Source organism: Shewanella khirikhana (assembly GCF_003957745.1).
Classification (GTDB): Bacteria; Pseudomonadota; Gammaproteobacteria; order Enterobacterales; family Shewanellaceae; genus Shewanella; species Shewanella khirikhana.
The window spans coordinates 2,814,753-2,832,500 of the sequence record NZ_CP020373.1 but is presented as its reverse complement, the minus strand read 5'-3'; the positions used below and the strand labels follow the sequence as shown (position 1 = coordinate 2,832,500).

The 17,748-nt window shown below is 42.9% G+C and carries 8 protein-coding genes, 2 tRNA genes, 2 rRNA genes and 6 pseudogenes (1 of these 18 cut by a window edge); 14 read left to right on the top strand and 4 right to left on the bottom strand.

Annotated elements, in window-relative coordinates:
* The 4 genes from STH12_RS12355 to STH12_RS12340 form a co-directional block, all read left to right on the top strand.
* Positions 1 to 1,082 (top strand): 23S ribosomal RNA (locus STH12_RS12355); it begins 1,812 nt to the left of the window's first position.
* An 85-nt stretch (positions 1,083 to 1,167) separates the two neighbouring features.
* Positions 1,168 to 1,243 (top strand) — tRNA-Val (locus STH12_RS12350).
* A gap of 66 nt (positions 1,244 to 1,309) precedes the next feature.
* Positions 1,310 to 1,425 (top strand): 5S ribosomal RNA (gene rrf, locus STH12_RS12345).
* A 23-nt stretch (positions 1,426 to 1,448) separates the two neighbouring features.
* Positions 1,449 to 1,525 (top strand) — tRNA-Asp (locus STH12_RS12340).
* A gap of 200 nt (positions 1,526 to 1,725) precedes the next feature.
* Here the strand turns inward: STH12_RS12340 and STH12_RS12335 are convergent.
* The gene (locus STH12_RS12335; RefSeq protein WP_126167808.1) at positions 1,726 to 2,937 is read right to left on the bottom strand and encodes an IS256 family transposase; all 1,212 of its coding nucleotides are present in this window, start codon (positions 2,935 to 2,937) and stop codon (positions 1,726 to 1,728) included.
* Between the two features lie 52 nt (positions 2,938 to 2,989).
* Positions 2,990 to 3,168, bottom strand: a pseudogene (locus tag STH12_RS12330) (transposase); the annotation flags it as partial.
* 721 nt (positions 3,169 to 3,889) lie between these two features.
* Here STH12_RS12330 and STH12_RS12325 point away from each other — a divergent pair.
* The 4 genes and pseudogenes from STH12_RS12325 to STH12_RS12310 all read left to right on the top strand — a co-directional run.
* Positions 3,890 to 5,755 (top strand): methyl-accepting chemotaxis protein, encoded by a 1,866-nt coding sequence (locus STH12_RS12325; protein WP_126167807.1) that lies wholly within the window; start codon positions 3,890 to 3,892, stop codon positions 5,753 to 5,755.
* 283 nt (positions 5,756 to 6,038) lie between these two features.
* Positions 6,039 to 7,886 (top strand): cation:proton antiporter, encoded by a 1,848-nt coding sequence (locus STH12_RS12320; protein WP_126167806.1) that lies wholly within the window; start codon positions 6,039 to 6,041, stop codon positions 7,884 to 7,886.
* Between the two features lie 163 nt (positions 7,887 to 8,049).
* Positions 8,050 to 8,287, top strand: a pseudogene (locus STH12_RS12315) (IS4 family transposase); the annotation flags it as partial.
* 76 nt (positions 8,288 to 8,363) lie between these two features.
* Positions 8,364 to 8,477, top strand: a pseudogene (locus tag STH12_RS12310) (transposase); the annotation flags it as partial.
* Between the two features lie 226 nt (positions 8,478 to 8,703).
* Here the strand turns inward: STH12_RS12310 and STH12_RS12305 are convergent.
* Positions 8,704 to 9,725: pseudogene (locus STH12_RS12305) on the bottom strand (IS110 family RNA-guided transposase).
* A gap of 60 nt (positions 9,726 to 9,785) precedes the next feature.
* Between STH12_RS12305 and STH12_RS12300 the strand changes: the two are divergent.
* From STH12_RS12300 to STH12_RS12275, 6 genes and pseudogenes are all read left to right on the top strand, one after another.
* A pseudogene (locus tag STH12_RS12300) lies at positions 9,786 to 10,697 on the top strand (IS3 family transposase); the annotation flags it as partial.
* 47 nt (positions 10,698 to 10,744) lie between these two features.
* Positions 10,745 to 11,248: pseudogene (locus STH12_RS21645) on the top strand (transposase); the annotation flags it as partial.
* Positions 11,249 to 11,924: 676 nt separating this feature from the next.
* Positions 11,925 to 13,079 carry a hypothetical protein gene (locus tag STH12_RS12290; protein ID WP_126167805.1) on the top strand — a complete coding sequence of 385 codons (1,155 nt, stop codon included), beginning with the start codon at positions 11,925 to 11,927 and terminating at the stop codon, positions 13,077 to 13,079.
* Between the two features lie 200 nt (positions 13,080 to 13,279).
* Entirely contained in the window at positions 13,280 to 13,789 is a 510-nt protein-coding gene (locus STH12_RS12285; protein WP_126167804.1) for a CS1 type fimbrial major subunit, read from the top strand.
* 65 nt (positions 13,790 to 13,854) lie between these two features.
* Positions 13,855 to 16,503, top strand: a complete 2,649-nt coding sequence (locus STH12_RS12280) for a fimbria/pilus outer membrane usher protein (RefSeq protein WP_126167803.1) — start codon at positions 13,855 to 13,857, stop codon at positions 16,501 to 16,503.
* Entirely contained in the window at positions 16,490 to 17,152 is a 663-nt protein-coding gene (locus STH12_RS12275) for a hypothetical protein (protein ID WP_126167802.1), read from the top strand. Before STH12_RS12280 ends, STH12_RS12275 begins: the two co-directional genes overlap by 14 nt.
* A gap of 75 nt (positions 17,153 to 17,227) precedes the next feature.
* On the opposite strand, the gene STH12_RS12270 is transcribed toward STH12_RS12275, so the two are convergent.
* Positions 17,228 to 17,551, bottom strand: a complete 324-nt coding sequence (locus STH12_RS12270; RefSeq protein ID WP_126167801.1) for a hypothetical protein — start codon at positions 17,549 to 17,551, stop codon at positions 17,228 to 17,230.
* Positions 17,552 to 17,748 lie beyond the last annotated feature (197 nt).

Below are 17,748 nucleotides of genomic sequence, written 5' to 3'. Positions count from 1 at the left end.
GTGTGACGCCTGCCCGGTGCCGGAAGGTTAATTGATTGGGTTATCGCAAGAGAAGCTCATGATCGAAGCCCCGGTAAACGGCGGCCGTAACTATAACGGTCCTAAGGTAGCGAAATTCCTTGTCGGGTAAGTTCCGACCTGCACGAATGGCGTAATGATGGCCACGCTGTCTCCAGCCGAGACTCAGTGAAGTTGAAATTGCGGTGAAGATGCCGTATACCCGCGGCTAGACGGAAAGACCCCGTGAACCTTTACTATAGCTTGGCACTGAACATTGACCCTACATGTGTAGGATAGGTGGGAGACTTTGAAGCGGGAACGCCAGTTCTCGTGGAGTCAATCTTGAAATACCACCCTTGTAGTGTTGGTGTTCTAACCTCGGTCCATGAATCTGGACTAGGGACAGTGCCTGGTGGGTAGTTTGACTGGGGCGGTCTCCTCCCAAAGAGTAACGGAGGAGCACGAAGGTTGGCTAAACACGGTCGGACATCGTGTGGTTAGTGTAATGGCACAAGCCAGCTTAACTGCGAGACAGACACGTCGAGCAGGTACGAAAGTAGGTCATAGTGATCCGGTGGTTCTGTATGGAAGGGCCATCGCTCAACGGATAAAAGGTACTCCGGGGATAACAGGCTGATACCGCCCAAGAGTTCATATCGACGGCGGTGTTTGGCACCTCGATGTCGGCTCATCACATCCTGGGGCTGAAGTCGGTCCCAAGGGTATGGCTGTTCGCCATTTAAAGTGGTACGCGAGCTGGGTTCAGAACGTCGTGAGACAGTTCGGTCCCTATCTGCCGTGGGCGTTGGAAGATTGAGGGGGGTTGCTCCTAGTACGAGAGGACCGGAGTGAACGAACCGCTGGTGTTCGGGTTGTCATGCCAATGGCATTGCCCGGTAGCTACGTTCGGAATCGATAACCGCTGAAAGCATCTAAGCGGGAAGCGAGCCCCAAGATGAGTCTTCCCTTGGACCTTGAGTCCACTGAAGAGCCGTCCGAGACCAGGACGTTGATAGGCAGGGTGTGTAAGCGTTGTGAGGCGTTGAGCTAACCTGTACTAATGACTCGTGCGGCTTAACCATACAACCCAGATGGGTTTCAGATGGTGTAGATAGTCTTGAAGAAACCAGACTTGATTGAAGTGATAACTCAATAGCACAGAATACCGGTCGCTTAGCTCAGCCGGGAGAGCACCTCCCTTACAAGGAGGGGGTCACTGGTTCGATCCCAGTAGCGACCACCATATTTACTGCAAAGCAGCTTTCCGAATTGCATGTTCTTGCCAAAAAGCGAGGGCATAACGAATTTGCTTGGTGACAATAGCGCTCTGGTCCCACCTGATCCCATTCCGAACTCAGTAGTGAAACGGAGCAGCGCCGATGGTAGTGTGGGGTCTCCCCATGTGAGAGTAGGTCATTGCCAAGCGCCTAATTTGGGCCTAGCCCAAAGGAGCGGTAGTTCAGTTGGTTAGAATACCGGCCTGTCACGCCGGGGGTCGCGGGTTCGAGTCCCGTCCGCTCCGCCAACATATAAGAAGTCCAAGCTTTTAAATAGCTTGGACTTTTTAGTTTTTGTGCTTCCTATTTTTTCATATCGCGGTTTGTGACTGTGACCAATCCGTGACCATTCAGTGACCCCTCCCCCCGTTTTGTCCGAGAGTCATTCCTAAGCGCTTGCCACCTTCAATATCGAGACTGTAAATTTTTCTGTGTAAATGGCGGTTTATCACTGTGATATTCGGTCACCGAACAGGATCGTAAATTGGCTCATTGCCTGCTTCCAATCCCGTATCGGCATCGTCCACTTCTTCGCTATCTGATGCAAGGCCAAGTACAGCACTTTCATCACCGATTTGTCGTTCGGGAATGAACGCCGTGTTTTGGTTACCTTCCGCAGCGAAGCATTCAGTGACTCTATCGCATTGGTCGTGTAGATGACTTTGCGGATTTGCGGCGGATAGTCGAAGAACACACTCAGACGCTCCCAGTTAGCCCGCCACGAACGACTGGTGGTGCGGTGTTCATGGTCCCATTTCTGTGCAAAGGCATCCAGCGCCCGCTCGGCCTCAGCCAATGTCGAGGCGGCATAGATGGTGCGAAGATCGGCTGCGACTTCCTTGCGCTGTTTCCAACTGACATACCGCAGTGAGTAGCGCACCTGATGAACAATGCAAAGCTGGGTTTGAGTCTGCGGATAAATGGCTTCTATCGCTTCCGGGAATCCCTTCAGACCGTCAACACAGGCTATCTGAATATCCTGTAAGCCTCTGTTTTTAAGCTCTGTTACCACTGAGAGCCAGAATTTGGCGCCTTCTGTCTGAGCCATCCATAAGCCCAGCAGTTCTTTCTCTCTATCGAGGTTTATCCCGAGCGCAAGATAGACGTGTTTGTTCTCTAGCGGGCCGCTATCGCGGCTACGCACCACCAGGGCATCGAGATAGACAATCGGGTAAACACTATCCAGCGGGCGGCTTTGCCAGGCAGCCACCTCATCCATGACGGCATTGGTCACCTGTGATATGAAAGCTGGCGAAACTTCAACACCATAGGCTTCCTGGAAGTGCGCCTGGATGTCACGGGTCGTCATCCCTCGGGCGTAAAGCGAGATGATGCGCTCATCGAACCCATTGAGTTGCTTCTCGCCTTTACGAACCAGCATGGGCTCAAAGGTGCCGTTGCGGTCGCGGGGGACCTCAAGCTCCATTTCGCCATGGAGACTGCGAACAGACTTGCGGGTTTTCCCGTTACGCGAGTTGCCAGAATTTTTGCCTGATGGCTCATGTTTGGCATAGCCGAGATGCGCATCCATCTCGACTTCCAACGCACGCTCGGCCACCTTTTTGGTGAGCTGTTTCAGAAGACCATCCTCACCGAGGATGTCGTCAGGGCTTGAATAGCCCTCAAGGAGTTGAGCAATAAGCTCGTCTGATATTGGCATTCTGTTGTCCTTTCAATAAGGGGAAAGAATGCCACTTACACAGATTTTTTTACACTCTCTCTATTGCTTCCGGAAAGCCCTTCAGACCGTCAACACTGGCGGTCAGAATATCCTGTAAGCCTCTGTTTTTAAACTCTGTTACCTTTGAGAGCCGGAGTTTTGTGCCTTCTGTTTTAGCCATCCATAGCCCAGCAGTTCTTTCTCTCCATCGAGGTTTATCCTGAGCGCAAGATTCAGTCGTTATCAACATTGTTTTTAATGGTTACGATTTAATGCAATTTCTTTGCAATATTAACCAACATAATTAAATATAAATAAATAACTAATAATGGGCGTTATTTATTTATTTTGCTAATAATAGATTAAAGCGCTGGTGTAAAAATTGAAGTTTTATTTCAAACCGTTCTATTAGATAGAACCATGGTTATCTTGTTAAATTGACTTAGGTTGTAGGTACCCAATAAGTCTTTGATGGGTTATGACTTTATTAGCAGGGTGGCTGGAGCTTCATAACTTGGCTCAGTGTATCTGTTAAATTCTCAAGTAAATTCAGAGGCTGTGTTTATAGGATTTTGTAGCACCACTATGCAGTGGTACTTGCGATGTTTTATCATGTTCTTGTACCTTATGTATGGATTCGTTTATGATTTTTCAAAACTTGGCGATTTCGAGTTCGTCCTATCCCCTAGTAGTACTCATCACTACTTGAAGTAACTCTGAATTTTTCGCTCGCTTTATTTTATATGTTGTTAAGGCGAAATTGGTAAATTGGTCGCTCTAAGAGTGAGATGAGAGAGAAGAAACACCAAATGAAAATGATGGTTAAATATACTGTGCTTGCTGTGAGTTCGAAATAAGTCAGAGGTTCTTGTCTCGTTCTTGAGTGTGATTTTTTGAATTATATTAATTTTAATTTTCACTGTCTGGACTATTGTAATAACTGGGAGTGTGTATGAGCTTGTTTCTTACTTTGAAGTCTCAAATTGCTTTGGTAATGACATCTGTTTTGATTGCTATTATCTTATTGTCAATATTCGTGGTTGACATGATGAGAGATAAAGCAAAAGGGATTAAAATAGTAACTGAGATGGGGGATGTTCAAGAGTTGATCTATTCCGCTCGCTTAAATGCTCTTGATTATCAATTGGTTGGCGATGATGGTTTTGTGGATGACTTTGAGCGAAATTATGAATCAGCGGTTTCAAAGTTAGTATATTTGAACGATAAGTTTAAGGATAGGATTAGTGATTCTGAGCTAAGCAAAGTAGATGAGCATTTGGATCAGTTTTATAATTTTTTTTCTGAATATCAACAGGTATCATTAGCTCTAATAAACGTTGAGCGTGAATTGAACAGTCAAGCAGAACTCTTAATGCTTAAAGTTGAGCAGGTGTTGGAGAGTGAGTTTGTTTCTATGTCAGCGATTCATAGAAAAAATCTCATTAAATTTATGAATGAATTAGATAGGCTGGCGAAATATTCTAAAGATGGTAAAAGTGTTGATGAAAGACTTTCTTTGAATATTGATGTAGATTACATTAGTCATTTGGGTGAGGGATTATCTGTCGACGTCTTTGAAGAAATTAGTCTGATAGAAGATATTTTATCCAACTCACTTGAATTAAATGAAAATAAGTTAAAAATACAGAGGCTTGCGATTGATAAGGCGATCGATGCCTCTGGTTTACTTCAAGGTATATCAGAAGAAGAAGAAGATAGGTTAAGTCAAATTTTAACTCAGACTGAGATGGTGATATATGTAGGAATATCTGCATTGGTAATGTATGTAATAATTGTTGCTATTTTTTTAAGTAATCGAATTTACAAGCCAATAGGTGGTGAACCGTCAGAAATAGAAAAGGTTGTTGAAAGTGTAGCTCGGGGTAACCTAACTCTTGGTGATGAAGTTAACTTGGCACAGAATACAGGCATATATGGCTCCGTTTTGAAGATGTCAGTAAACTTAAAATCAGTAGTTAAAGGTATAATAAGTTCGTCGGATAAAAGTACGGAAATTGCAAAAGGTGTGCGTTCAAACTCTCTTAAAACAATGGATGCATCAAACAAGCAGAGCGAACAGTTAGAGAGTCTTGTTGCCGCAATGACAGAAATGTCAGTCACTGTAGCAGAAATTGCTCGAAATGCACAAGTAACAGCTAATTCTACAAATGAATCTGATAAGAATGTAAAGGATGTTGTGAGCTTGGCGGAAACTTCTAACGAGCTTATTGATGTACTTGTTTCATACGTTGCAACAGCTAAAGATAAGATGTCAGATTTAGTAGGTGAGTCTCAGGGAGTTTCAACTATTCTCGATGTAATAAAAGGCATAGCAGATCAAACTAATTTGCTGGCGTTGAATGCTGCGATTGAAGCAGCAAGGGCCGGTGATGCTGGCTTGGGTTTTGCTGTAGTTGCTGATGAGGTTAGGTTGTTAGCAATGAAGACACAAGAAAGCACAGAGCAGATTAATCAACTGATAGTTTGTCTACAAGATAAGGCGTTAGAAACTAGTGAGTTAATAACTTCTGCGGAGGAAAAGGCTGAACTATGTATTTTTAGAGCCGCAGATAGCTTGAAAGCTATTCAATATATAGCATCTTCGGTTAGTACAATAAATGATATGAACACTCAAATAGCAACTTCAGCCGAGCAGCAAAATGTAGTTATGGGAGAAGTTCATAGTAATATTCATAAAATACATGAACTTTCTAAAGAAACATTGTCGTATTCTGAGGTAACCCATGAGCTTTCAGAGTGTTTAGATGAAAGTTCTGCTAATCTACATTTATTGGTGCGCAATTTCAAAATAACTTGAAGGTTGTAGCATCCATTTAAATTTCTTTGTTGAGTTTTGGGATGAATCGGTTTATTTAATTTAGGCAATACTATGGGTTTATGATAAATATCCAAAATTCTGAGTTATCTTGAAATTATAAATTTGTCTTTACGCAGCGCAATGACTTTTGAGTTCGACTCAAGAGGTTTTACTAGGCAGGAATTAGGATTGATGATAGAGCTGCATATATCTTTAGACTGGTAAGTAACGCTTTACACTGACAATCTTTTCTCAATTTTCTTGGCTCTTTTAAGGACTAAAAATGGTTGAACATATCACCGGCATTTTGGCACTCATTGGGGTGCTTTCGTTGTTTTGCCAGTGGCTGGGTTGGAAGCTGAGACTTCCGGCTATTTTGCCTTTGTTGCTCTGTGGTCTGCTGCTCGGGCCAGGGCTTGGTTTTTTAAAACCGGACGCTATTTTTGGCGATCTGCTGTTTCCGATGATTTCACTCGGGGTGGCCATTATTCTGTTTGAAGGCTCGCTCACACTTAACTTTAAAGAAATCAAAGACTATGGCCGGATGGTTACCCATTTGGTGACCATAGGTATGGCCGTGACCTGGGTGGCGATTTCCCTGGCAACCCATTACTTTATGGGCTTTGATTGGGCGCTGGCGTGGCTTTTTGGGGCGCTTGTGGTGGTGACAGGCCCTACTGTGATTGTGCCTATGCTGCGCAGTGTGCGGCCCAAGTCGCAGCTTGCCAGCATTCTGCGCTGGGAAGGCATAGTGATTGACCCCATAGGCGCTGTGCTGGCGGTGTTGGTGTTTGAGTACATAGCCGCCTCAAAGGATGCCACCAGTCATATGCTGATGTCGTTTGGCTCTATTCTGGCGCTGGGTTTTGGTTTTGGCGCCGCCATGGGCTATCTGGTGGGCTGGGTGCTTCGCAGGGATCTCTTACCTCATTATCTGAAAAACACTGCGGTGCTCACCGTGATGCTCGGCACCTTTGTTGGCTCGAACCTGCTGCAGGAAGAGTCGGGGCTGCTGACAGTTACCGTGATGGGCATTTGGCTTGCCAATATGCGCGGAGTTGATATTGCCGATATCCTTGAATTTAAAGAAACCCTGACGGTGCTGATGATTTCGGCGCTGTTTATTCTGCTTGCGGCCAGGCTTGACTCATCCGCCATGATGGATCTTGGCTGGGGTGGCATTGGCGTGCTGGTGATAGCTATGTTGGTGGCTCGGCCGCTCAGTGTGTGGCTGTCGGGGATAGGTACCAATCTTACCAGCCCTGAAAAGTGGTTTTTAAGCTGGGTGGCGCCGCGGGGGATTGTGGCGGCGGCGGTATCGTCATTGTTTGCCATCAAGCTTGAAGAGCAGGGTGTAGCCGGCGCCGAGAAGATAGTGCCGCTGGTGTTTCTGATTATTATCGGCACTGTGGTGGTGCAAAGCCTGTCGGCTGGCACCTGGGCACGCATTCTGAAAGTAAAAGCCGATTCTGCCCAGGGCATTTTGTTTTTCGGGGCGTCTGCTTTTTCCCGCGAGCTTGCCAAGCTATTGAAAGGTAAAAACATCAAGGTGATGCTGGCCGACACTAACTGGGACAACATTCGCCTGGCGCGGATGGACAATATTCCGGTGTACTTTGGTAATCCCGCATCTGAACACGCAGAGACCTACCTCGATTTAACCGGCATCGGTCTGGTGCTGGTGTTGTCGCCATACCGCCAGCTCAACCCCTTGGTGAGCTTCCATTTCCAAGACTATTTTGGCGCCGAGAAGGTGTATGGTCTGAATAACATGGAAGGCTCCAGCGCCCGTAATTTGGCGTCTGAGGCCTACATGAAGCGTCTTTGCCTGTTCGGCGAGGGCGTCTCATACGCCAAAATAGCCAGCCAAATGGCAAAGGGTGGCATTTTAAAGAGCACAACGCTGCGGGAAAACTTTACCTTGGTTGAGTTCACCCGTCGCTATGGCGAAAGTGCTTTACCGCTGGTGTACCTGCAGGATGAAAAGCTGCGTATTGTCACCGCTGGCAGTGAAATTCCGGCCACCGGCATTGAGCTTATCAGCCTTATTCCGGTTGAGGCGCAGCAATACGCCAAAGAGCAGCAGGAAAAAGAAGCGCTTGAAAAGGCTCAGGCAGAGTATGAAGACTAACAACTTTAACAAACCTGAATGTCAAATTTAATTAAAATAAACGGAAACAATTTGGCCACTGGCTAGGCAATCCCCAGATAATTCGATTTTTATTCAATTCAGTAGACACGCATGGTGTTGGTTGATCTAATTGATGTGGCCAAAAAACTACCAGTCCAACACCATACGTTATATACGCATACTACACGATTTACTCAAAGAGCAATGTCCACAAATACATCAAAAATGACTAATTCTCTGATGGTTACAACAGAAGCACTGCTTGATGTCAATCAGCTGTTGCTGACTAAGCTTGCCGCAACATCTCTGGCGCTGTGGTGCCAAAGCACAACATCAAACGGGTCGATAGGTTACTAGGTAATCCACATCTCCACACAGATAAAATCACGATTTATCAGTGGTGTGACCTCTCCCCAAAATTTAAGACCATGACATTGATGAGATTTCCAATACACTGGAGCCAATGGAGACCTCAACATGAAGAAACGCTACACCGAAGAACAAATCATTAAGGCCATCAAACAGCATGAGGCAGGGGCAAAGGTCGATGACATTTGCCGAGAGATGGGCATATCCACGGGCACATTCTACATATATGGACTACCTCCGTTTTGCAAGTACTGGATCTGGTTCGGGGTTGTTGCTTACATCTATCCGGCATCAGGGGAAACCTGTGCCCAAATGGGTAATCCGCACACAATGGCCTCAACAACTGGACGGCCTCTGAGGCCAGTATAAAAATCAGGTTCCGATTGTGCAGGTGCAACCTGTCACCATTTCTCAGTACGCTGCAACTTTGGCTGGCGGGGTATTAATTTCACGCTATCTGATACTCGGTCTCATTTCTTAGCATCGACCAGATTATTCTCGCGTTTTTGTTAGCAATCGCCACAGTCGTTTTATTAAATCAGCGCCGTTCCTTTAACCGATTAACCCACGGATTCATATAGTCACCATTGTTATTCGTGGCAACCCTGACGACAGCACGGGCACCATGAATAAAAGTGTCCGTAGATGCTTGTTGCCTTTTTTCGTTATATTCATCAGCACCTGCCTGTCGCCACTCGAGTGCTGGCGAGGAACCAGACCAAGCCATACAGCAAAGTGACGGCCATTCTTAAATTCAGTTCCTTTGCCAATAGCAGCAACAACGGCCGAGGCCGCTTTAGGGCCAATACCTTTAACTTTGGCGATACGCTGACAGGCTTCTGATTGCCTGAATACTGTTTCAATTTCCTTATCAAAAAAATGGATCCGACGCTCGAGATCGTTAAAGAGATCATAGAGTTCCGCAATTGTTCTGCGCATGCGGGAACTTAGACCATTTTCTGCATCTTCAAGGATAAGAAGAATAGCCCGGCGAGCTCTGGAGACAGCGCAGCCAATTGGGACCCCACGGCCAAGTAAAAGCCCACTTATTTGACAAACTGTTGCAATGCGGTGATTAACAATACGCTGCCTTGCCCGGTTTAAAGCCTGGATATCCTGTTGTTCCGGGCTTTGGGGTGGCACGAACTGCATCGTCGGTTGCATCAGAGCCACTGCGATGGCCAGTGCATCATTACCGTCATTTTTTTGCCCGCGGACAAAGGGTTTTACATACTGAGGACTGATGACCTTTTCTTTGTGCCCCAGTTTCTCAAACTCACGCTGCCAGTAAAATGCCCCGGTGGACGCTTCGAGCCCAATCAGACAGGCTGGAATATTTGCCAGCGTCTGGAGTAATTTTTTTCGGCCAGTGCGTTTCGTATAAACCTGTTTGCCGGTCTGATTTAATCCGCATAGCTGAAAAACATTTTTAGCCAGATCAATACCCAGAAATACGGTATTTTGGGCGATTCTCCTGGTGAGCGCATTTCGTAAAGTTAACCGCAGCGGGAGGAGGTAGTCCATCCCATTAACTGGCGCAGTAAGTACGCAGGGTTGGAAGTGAATGAGGCTAAGCAGCTGAGAGAGCTGGAAGCCGAGAACAGCAAGCTCAAAAAGATGCTGGCCGACAAGATGTTAGAAGCCGAAGCCATGAAGGATGTGCTGTCAAAAAAGTGGTAGCGCCAGCGGCAAAAAAGCCTGTTGCTCAACACTTTATTGAAGGTTTCAGTCTTAGTGAGCGTGTGGCCTGCAAGCTGGCTGGGTTGAGCCGGACCGCATTTCGCTATCAGCCCAGGGCAAAGGCTGACAACGGGCTCAGACAGCGGCTGAAGGCGCTGGCGACGCAATATCCTCGCTATGGGTATTTGATGCTGCATGGTTTGCTCAAAGGCGAAGGTTGGGTCAAAAACCGCAAACGAACCTATCGGCTCTACACAGAGGAAGGCTTGCAGGTCAGAACGAAGAAGCGCAAGAAGCTAACTCGGCCAAGGCAGCCTGTAGAGGTGCCGACAGCACCGAATCAACGCTGGTCTATGGACTTTGTGTCAGACCAACTCAGCAATGGTCGACGCTTTCGGGTTCTGAATGTTATGGATGATTATTCGCGGGAAATGGTCGGTCAATTAGTCTCTGTAGCCATCAGTGGCAGGCAGGTCGCCAGATCCCTGAACCAGTTGATGGAAGAGCAAGGCAATGTTCTTCTGGAGTAAGGAAACGGGCGTCACACTGAGCTTTATTCAGCCAGGAAAGCCGACGCAAAATGCCTTTGTGGAGAGCCTGAATGGCAAATTCCGGAACGAATGTCTGAACCAGCACTGGTTCAGAACCTTGGACGAAGCCAGATACGAAATCGAGCTATGGCGCGAACACTACAACCAAGTTCGCCCACATAGCTCACTGGACTACATGCCGCCTGTTGAGTATGCCAAGCAGGCAGCATAAGCTGGAAAATCTCATCAAGCGATTGGTACTAATCTCGGGGAAAGGTCAAGGTCAGTTTTGAAAGTGTTGGTGACAACGAAGTGATGGGCACCTCACTCAATCCGCAGCATCGAGCAAGTCTCTGCCGATGGCGCCTATGACACCAAAGCCTGCCACAAGCTGCTTAACAATAAAGGGATAAAAGCAGTGATACCGCCTAGGTCGAATGCGGGTTACTGGTCCAAAGGGCATATTCGCAATGAGGCTGTGGATGCGCTCAAAGTAGGCAGTCTTTCAGACTGGAAGCAGCAACATGACTATGGAAAAAGGTCGCTAGCGGAAACCGCGATGTACCGATACAAACAACTGATTAGCCCGTCCCTGACGCTGCAAGACTACAATGCCAGGTTGGCGAAGCCTTAGCCGGAGTTAAGGCGATGAACAAAATGCTGAGCTTGGTCATGCCTTTACGGGGCGCTGGTAGTCAAACCAGGCAAGCCCTTGGGGTAGTTGCGATACGTACAACGATTTTATCAACAACGCCCATAACTCTTCTAAATGAATTCTATTAATCATGAAATGATTTATTGCAGTAATTGCAAACTTTTGACTGCGGATAGTACTTCTTGGCTTCAATAAGAGCCAAATCGCAATCATCGAAAACCCCTAGAAAAAGGTGATCTAGTTCGGGAGAGAAAAACTTGCAATGGTAGGTATGGATTTTGTGGTCATCATTTGCATTTATATAAAAGTAGTATGCCATTCTACACCTCCTATCTCGTATTTATTTTTCCTTTTAGCTCTAGTGTTCAACATCGTCTGTCATGCTGAAATTTTATCAATTACAATTAAGTAAGCGGAAACAGCTAACTCCTTTACACAAAATGATGTTTGTGTTTCTAGCTCGGTAACAATTTTTAGCTTTGCTATACGACCACTGCCACACACAAAGTAATACACCCAAATTTTCTATGCAAGTGACTAATTTTAAATAATATTGCAAATAACATTTTTATAATATGTTTAATGCTGTTTAAGTTGATTGTTGGTGAATTTGCTTTTTTATAAAGCAAGTTAAAATGTTTAAAGTAAGTAATACGGATATCGTAAATACATTTGTTATCCTATTCTCTACTGCTGGGTCAGTATCTATAATCAAGATTAATGACGCATAATGAAAAATAACTGGATATGCCTTGCTGTCTCGCTATGATGCCTGATTGAAATTTTGGTGGCGGGGATTGTTCAATGCTTAAAAAGTTTAATTCGCTTTGTAGATTTTCTATATTTACGCTTTTTATTTTGAGTTTTTTATTTCTTATTAACTCTTCAGTTGTTTATGCTCAAACGGTTTACCGGGCGAGTACAGTGAGTTTTGGTGGAACTTTTGACATAGAGCCTAGTGCAAGTGCGTTCACGTTTAATGTCGATGATGTGGACGTGATATGTAGTGTTGAAGATGAAGCTCATCCAGTTATTGGGCCAGAGTGTCAGAACACTGGAGGGCTATTGTCTTCTGTCATTAGCCCTCAATACTTGATTCATGGTTCAAACCCCCAAAGACCATTTTATGGAGGTCCAGACACCCTCAAACAAGAGTTGAAAATACCTATAGTAAATGTTAACAACCCATCTGAGATTTATATGGTAAGCATATTTTGCCAGCAAAGAGCGGGGAGTTTTTATAGGTGTAATAACGCAGGTCATGACAGTAATAGTCCCGAAGAATCTAGAAAGTACATCATAACAATCGATCCGAAGAATTTTGAAAGTGTACCGGATGGTGTCTATTCGGCTAGTTTCTCTACAACAACAATGTCATGGCGTACTGGTCTTGCAGTTGTAAATTTTTCGTTCAACTTTACATTTAGAGTAAACAACCCTGGCTCAATAGCTGATATAACTACACTTTACGCACTTCAGGGAAACACTTTGCCACTATTTTTCTCTAGATATGGTGAAGATACTGAATTTGGTAAGGGTGGGTTGGATTTTTGCCTTCAAACAACGGATTATGCAAATGTATCACTAACTATTGTCTCTCCAGATCCTGCATTGAACGTTCAATTAAAGCCCGATCAATTTGTACTAACTAACGTCTCGGCATTAGATGGAGACGCGGATCGCTTTAGTCTTATATATCGAGTGAAGTCCTTATCCCTAGGGAAGGTAGACCATGCATCCACAAACCTTCCTTCAAACTGTGGTGACCAGAGTTTTGCATTTTGTCGTGGATTTTTGGTTCAAATAGATTTGTCCCAGTTTCCCGACACCTTAGCTCCAGATGGAGGTTCGTGCAAAAGATTTGACATAACAGTGGAAACTATACCATTCAGGAGGTTAGATAAAGCTTCAGGACAATACTACGGATCTTTCTATATTGATGTTGCTCAAGAACCATAGAGTTTCGCTATATTTCATTTCAATTAATGCGATGCTTTATGTCATTTAATGAATTGTTATGGTTTATAATTGGATTAATTTTTAGTGTTTGCTATTCTGTTTGCGACTAAGGCGTTAAGTGCTGTTATTTGACATGAGTTGTTAGATTCAGCAAGCCTTTACTCAAAAAATTGAAATTATCCAAAAGGGGAAATTAGTATATGTTGATGAACAAAAAGTCATTATTGGGTCTTGGTGCTGCACTCGTAATCGGTGGTGGTATGATCAGTGCTCACGCAGCGACTCAGGTTGTTCAAGTGCGTGCGTCTGTGGATACGTCGTTGTCAGTTGTAGATCTTACTGGCGCATGGTCTTCTCCAATTGTCATGGCAGCTAACACTGCTGGAGATGCTCTGGAGAAAAAGGACTTGGTACTTCAGTTTCATGCGAACGATTATAAGGATGTGGTCGTAACTTTGCAGAGTACTCCAGTTCTTACTGACACAGTTAAAAATAAGTCTATTCCGCTTTCATTCAAAGTAGGTGGGACTGCACTGGCAAAAGATACCCCAGTGACGCTTGTAAAAACGTCTTTGTATGAAGTAGATGCTCAGCAGGCTATTACTGGCTTTAAAGATGTTAACTTCTCAATTGAGAGTGCAAATGTCGGTAACCTCGAAAGTGGTAACTATAGTGGTACCTTTACTTTTGACTTCTCTTTGGCGCCTTAAGTCTAAAGTGTATTAGAAATGATAGCGCGCTGAGGCGCGCTTTTTTTATTTTAAGGGGGTTAGTTTTGGATATTATGGACCTATCAATTTATGAGCAGTGTATTGGTAGTCATAGAACTTACTATTCTATAATGAGATGTTCTTTAACTTCTTCTCCTTCAAAGAATGAAGAGCAACATCGAAGGAATTTGCAAGCTCTATATCCAAACCTAATACTAAAGGATAATCAAATTCGAAAGGATAAATTAAAACAATATAGGGAATCTAAAAATAATGTAGAGAATGAAACTGTTTATTTAAATGGGAATGAAAAAAGTAAAGCGACTAAAGAAGTCTCGATAAATAGTAATGAAAAAGATATAAAACCTGAGTCTTATTCAGTTATTGCTCCTGATTGGTTTGAAGAAAGTGATGTTGACAAGTTCGAGCCTTATCATATGTATGTTAATGGTCGTAATGGGCTTGTTGTTTACGCTTTTTTGAGTCAGGATAACATTCTAACCTTTAAATCCGTGCCTGATTTGTCTGGTTACGTCGATTTAAATGAATCACAACTTAAAATGGTGGCGTCAGTTCTTTCTGAAGGTCTTAGCGTAAACAAAACTTTAAATTTTGATGGTGACCTTCTTACCGGTGTTACAATTTCAAATGGAATCATTTCCCTTATGGTTGAAGATAAGGCTAGGGAAATAAACTATTCCTACGGGTTAGAGACAGGAGTGACACATTGGCAACATCTAAGTTTTGATCTTGATAGCAATGATGAGTATCAGCTGTTTTTGAAAGGTAAGGACTCTTACAAGTCAAAGTTTGGGATGGTGAATGCTGAGTATAGACTAGAAGGGGCTAATGGTTTTGAACTAGATAATTTCTCATACTACTTCAAACCATTTGAGAACTCGATTCAAGCTGTTGTTAGTAGTTCCTCAAACATAGGACTAAATGATCCTTTGGGAACTATTCAAACCCCAAATTTTGTTAGGCAGTCTAAATTTAGCGGTTTACAGGTATATAACATGAGCTTGTTTGATCATGATTATATTGTAAATACATCTGGTGATGGTTTTCAGGTGTATTCTAAGGATTACGCATATGCCACGGTGTACTCTAATGGCGTGTTTGTGAATAAAACACAGCTGCTTCCAGGCTTTAACAAGCTTGATGATAGACTACTTAATAGCGGTAATAATAATTTGCGTATCGAGAAGGAGTTTGTAGATGGTACCATTGAGGTTGAGAATATTGATTACTTCAAAGCCACTAATACTAGCCCAGCACAATCTGGTGGATATTTTAAGCTGTTTGTCGGTGAATCAGATATTAATTTAGACTCAACAATTCTTGTCGGTATGAGAGGTACTTACATTTCAGAGGATATTGGCAATTTCACAGTAGGAGCGAACTACTATACTTATACCAATGACTTCTCCATAGAAGCAGAATATGGCATTTCTAACACAAACTCGAACTTATCAGTTTTCGGAGCGTATGCATCTAACGGAGAAAAAGCGTTTGGTTCAAGATTTATGTGGAAACCCTTCAGTAGGGTTACAACTTATGGTTCATACTATGATATAAGTAACGATGACTGTACTGTTGAATCTTTATACTTAAACAGGAATTGTAGTAAGGATGGAAATCTTGCCCTTTCCTTATCCTTGCCGTTTGGTGCGAATTTTAACTATTCCTTTAGAAAGCTAATGTCTGAATCTTGGCATAGTTTTGATAATCAAAGTAATCGGTTTACATTAAATAAGTCATGGTCTAAACGTGGCTTTGTATTAAACTCTTATGTATCATACGAAGATTCGCTTTTGAAATTTAAGGGTGCTGTTAATGAAGATAGTAGAACTAAAGATTTATCAGTTGGCATAAATGTTAGTTATTTTTTTGGTAAGCACTCCGTTAGTAGTGATAATAGTTTTACTAACTCAGTTATAGGAAACAGTTCCTCTCATTCTATCGGATATGGATTTAATGATGGGCGCAAAAATATAAACGCAAGGGCGGGTTTTTCCTCTTCTAGTTTTAACAATAAGGACTATAACGCTAGTGCCTCAGGAAGTGTTTATGGAGACTATGGTTCAATATATATGAATGGTTTCTATGCCGGTAATAATGTTAGAGCTAATGTGTCACATGAATTTATAGCTGCTGTTAATGATAAATCTTATTCGTTAAGATCTGTCAAATCTTTTTCGTCGGACACAGGCGCAATAATCGATGCCAGGCATATACCAGATGGAACGCAGTTAGAGGTTTCATTTGAGGGCGGGCGAGGGATATCTCGTTATGAGGTTACCTCAGGTAGGACGAAATTTGTTCCGCTAGATCCTGGTCGATACAATATAACTACGCAGAAAGGGCGTGGGGATGATTTGCAAGGGTTAAGTGCTATTTATGCTAATGAAAAGTCTATCAATATCTTTAAAGGGGATGTAAAAACTGTAGACTTCTCCTATATCAGGAAGATATTAGTCAGTTTTGAATATAATGGAATAGATTCGGAAGAATTTGAAATAGACGGCTGTAACATGAACTATAAGAGTAGTTCTGCATTCGAATTTACTTGTAGCAATGATAGATTTTTGGATGATAAGTATTTTAACTCTGTTGTAAATGGGCAAAGCTTAAGATGTAAATTTTCAGATGTTGAATCTTATAAAGGTATATATTACGTTTTGAAAGAGGTGGACTGCAATGAGATTGAGTAAGTGTTTTTTGAGTTATAAATATTTCATTGGTATTGTTTGTAGCACTTTAATGATTTTGACTCCCTTCAAAAGTAGTGCTATAAGCGTAACTCCAATGGAGCTTTATGGCCAAGCAGAGGAGGTCGTACTTAACAATATTACTGTAACTAATGACTCCAAGGTTGAAGAGTATGTTAGTGTTAAGTTCTATGAAATCCTAAATCCAGGTACTCCATTACAAAAAGAAACTCCTGTTTCAAACTCTCAACAACTTAATTTTTCAGTATTCCCAAGTAGGTTTAGACTTGAGCCTGGTGAGTCAGAGGCTATTCGGATAATAATGCCAGTAGATGATGTTAATGTGGAGAAACTATATAGAGTAAGGTTTATCCCCGGTGGTGGCTTTGATAGAGATGTTACAGTTAAGGTTTCTTACGGTGTGTTAGTGAGAGTTCTTCCGAAGAGCTATATCTATAAACTAGGTTTTGATAATAACACTTTCCGAAACGAAGGTAATGTTAGATTACATGTGGAGACCAGTTGTAGTAGCCATAAAAATCCAGAGTTTCGCATATATCCGAACATGGAAATTAACATACTTGAAGGCTGTGACAAAAAGGACTATAGCTTCAAAAATGATAGCGGAAAAGAAATCTTTCCTACAGAGTAGAGTATTTGTAATAGCCGGCCAGATTAATGGTCGGCTATTCCATTTCTAATCTTTGCCAAAATTTTTAGAGTGTACCTAAGGAATAACAGATATGTCCATATGTCTATTTTTCCTTAATATCGAATCAGAATCTCCTGAAATTATCGTTGCTTCATATTCATTATTACTTTTAAGTGGTATTCTTTTTTGCCATCCACTGTAAGTAACCAAAATATCATTATCACTATTAGAAGCGACTTTTAGTCTAATGTTGTTGCTAGCCTCCCTATTGTATTCAATTGTTGAAGTTTTTATAGTGCAGGGGATTTTCGCATAGATAGTGATTTTCTTGCTAAATGCTTCCGCACTGATGGTTACAAACATTAACACAGTTATTAATAAGCAATATTTGGTTTTCATAGTAAATCCTTTTTTAGCTAATTGGAACGTTCCAGTTTTTGATTGCAAAGTCACAAAAGGTAACAGTTTGGTCTAAGCTTTTTGGCCACACCTAGCTTCAGGTGAACCCAATTGGAACGTTCCAGTCTTTGATTGCAAAGTTACACAAGGTAACGCTTTAGTCTGAGCTTTTTGGCTACATCTGGCTTTAGATGAGT

Excerpts from the sequence above, each read along its gene's own strand:
- STH12_RS12290 (WP_126167805.1), top strand. The coding sequence starts at position 11,925 with ATGCTTAAAAAGTTTAATTCGCTTTGTAGATTTTCTATATTTACGCTT.
- STH12_RS12275 (WP_126167802.1), top strand. The coding sequence starts at position 16,490 with ATGAGATTGAGTAAGTGTTTTTTGAGTTATAAATATTTCATTGGTATT.
- STH12_RS12285 (WP_126167804.1), top strand. The coding sequence starts at position 13,280 with ATGTTGATGAACAAAAAGTCATTATTGGGTCTTGGTGCTGCACTCGTA.
- STH12_RS12325 (WP_126167807.1), top strand. The coding sequence starts at position 3,890 with ATGAGCTTGTTTCTTACTTTGAAGTCTCAAATTGCTTTGGTAATGACA.
- STH12_RS12335 (WP_126167808.1), bottom strand. The coding sequence starts at position 2,937 with ATGCCAATATCAGACGAGCTTATTGCTCAACTCCTTGAGGGCTATTCA.
- STH12_RS12270 (WP_126167801.1), bottom strand. The coding sequence starts at position 17,551 with ATGAAAACCAAATATTGCTTATTAATAACTGTGTTAATGTTTGTAACC.
- STH12_RS12320 (WP_126167806.1), top strand. The coding sequence starts at position 6,039 with ATGGTTGAACATATCACCGGCATTTTGGCACTCATTGGGGTGCTTTCG.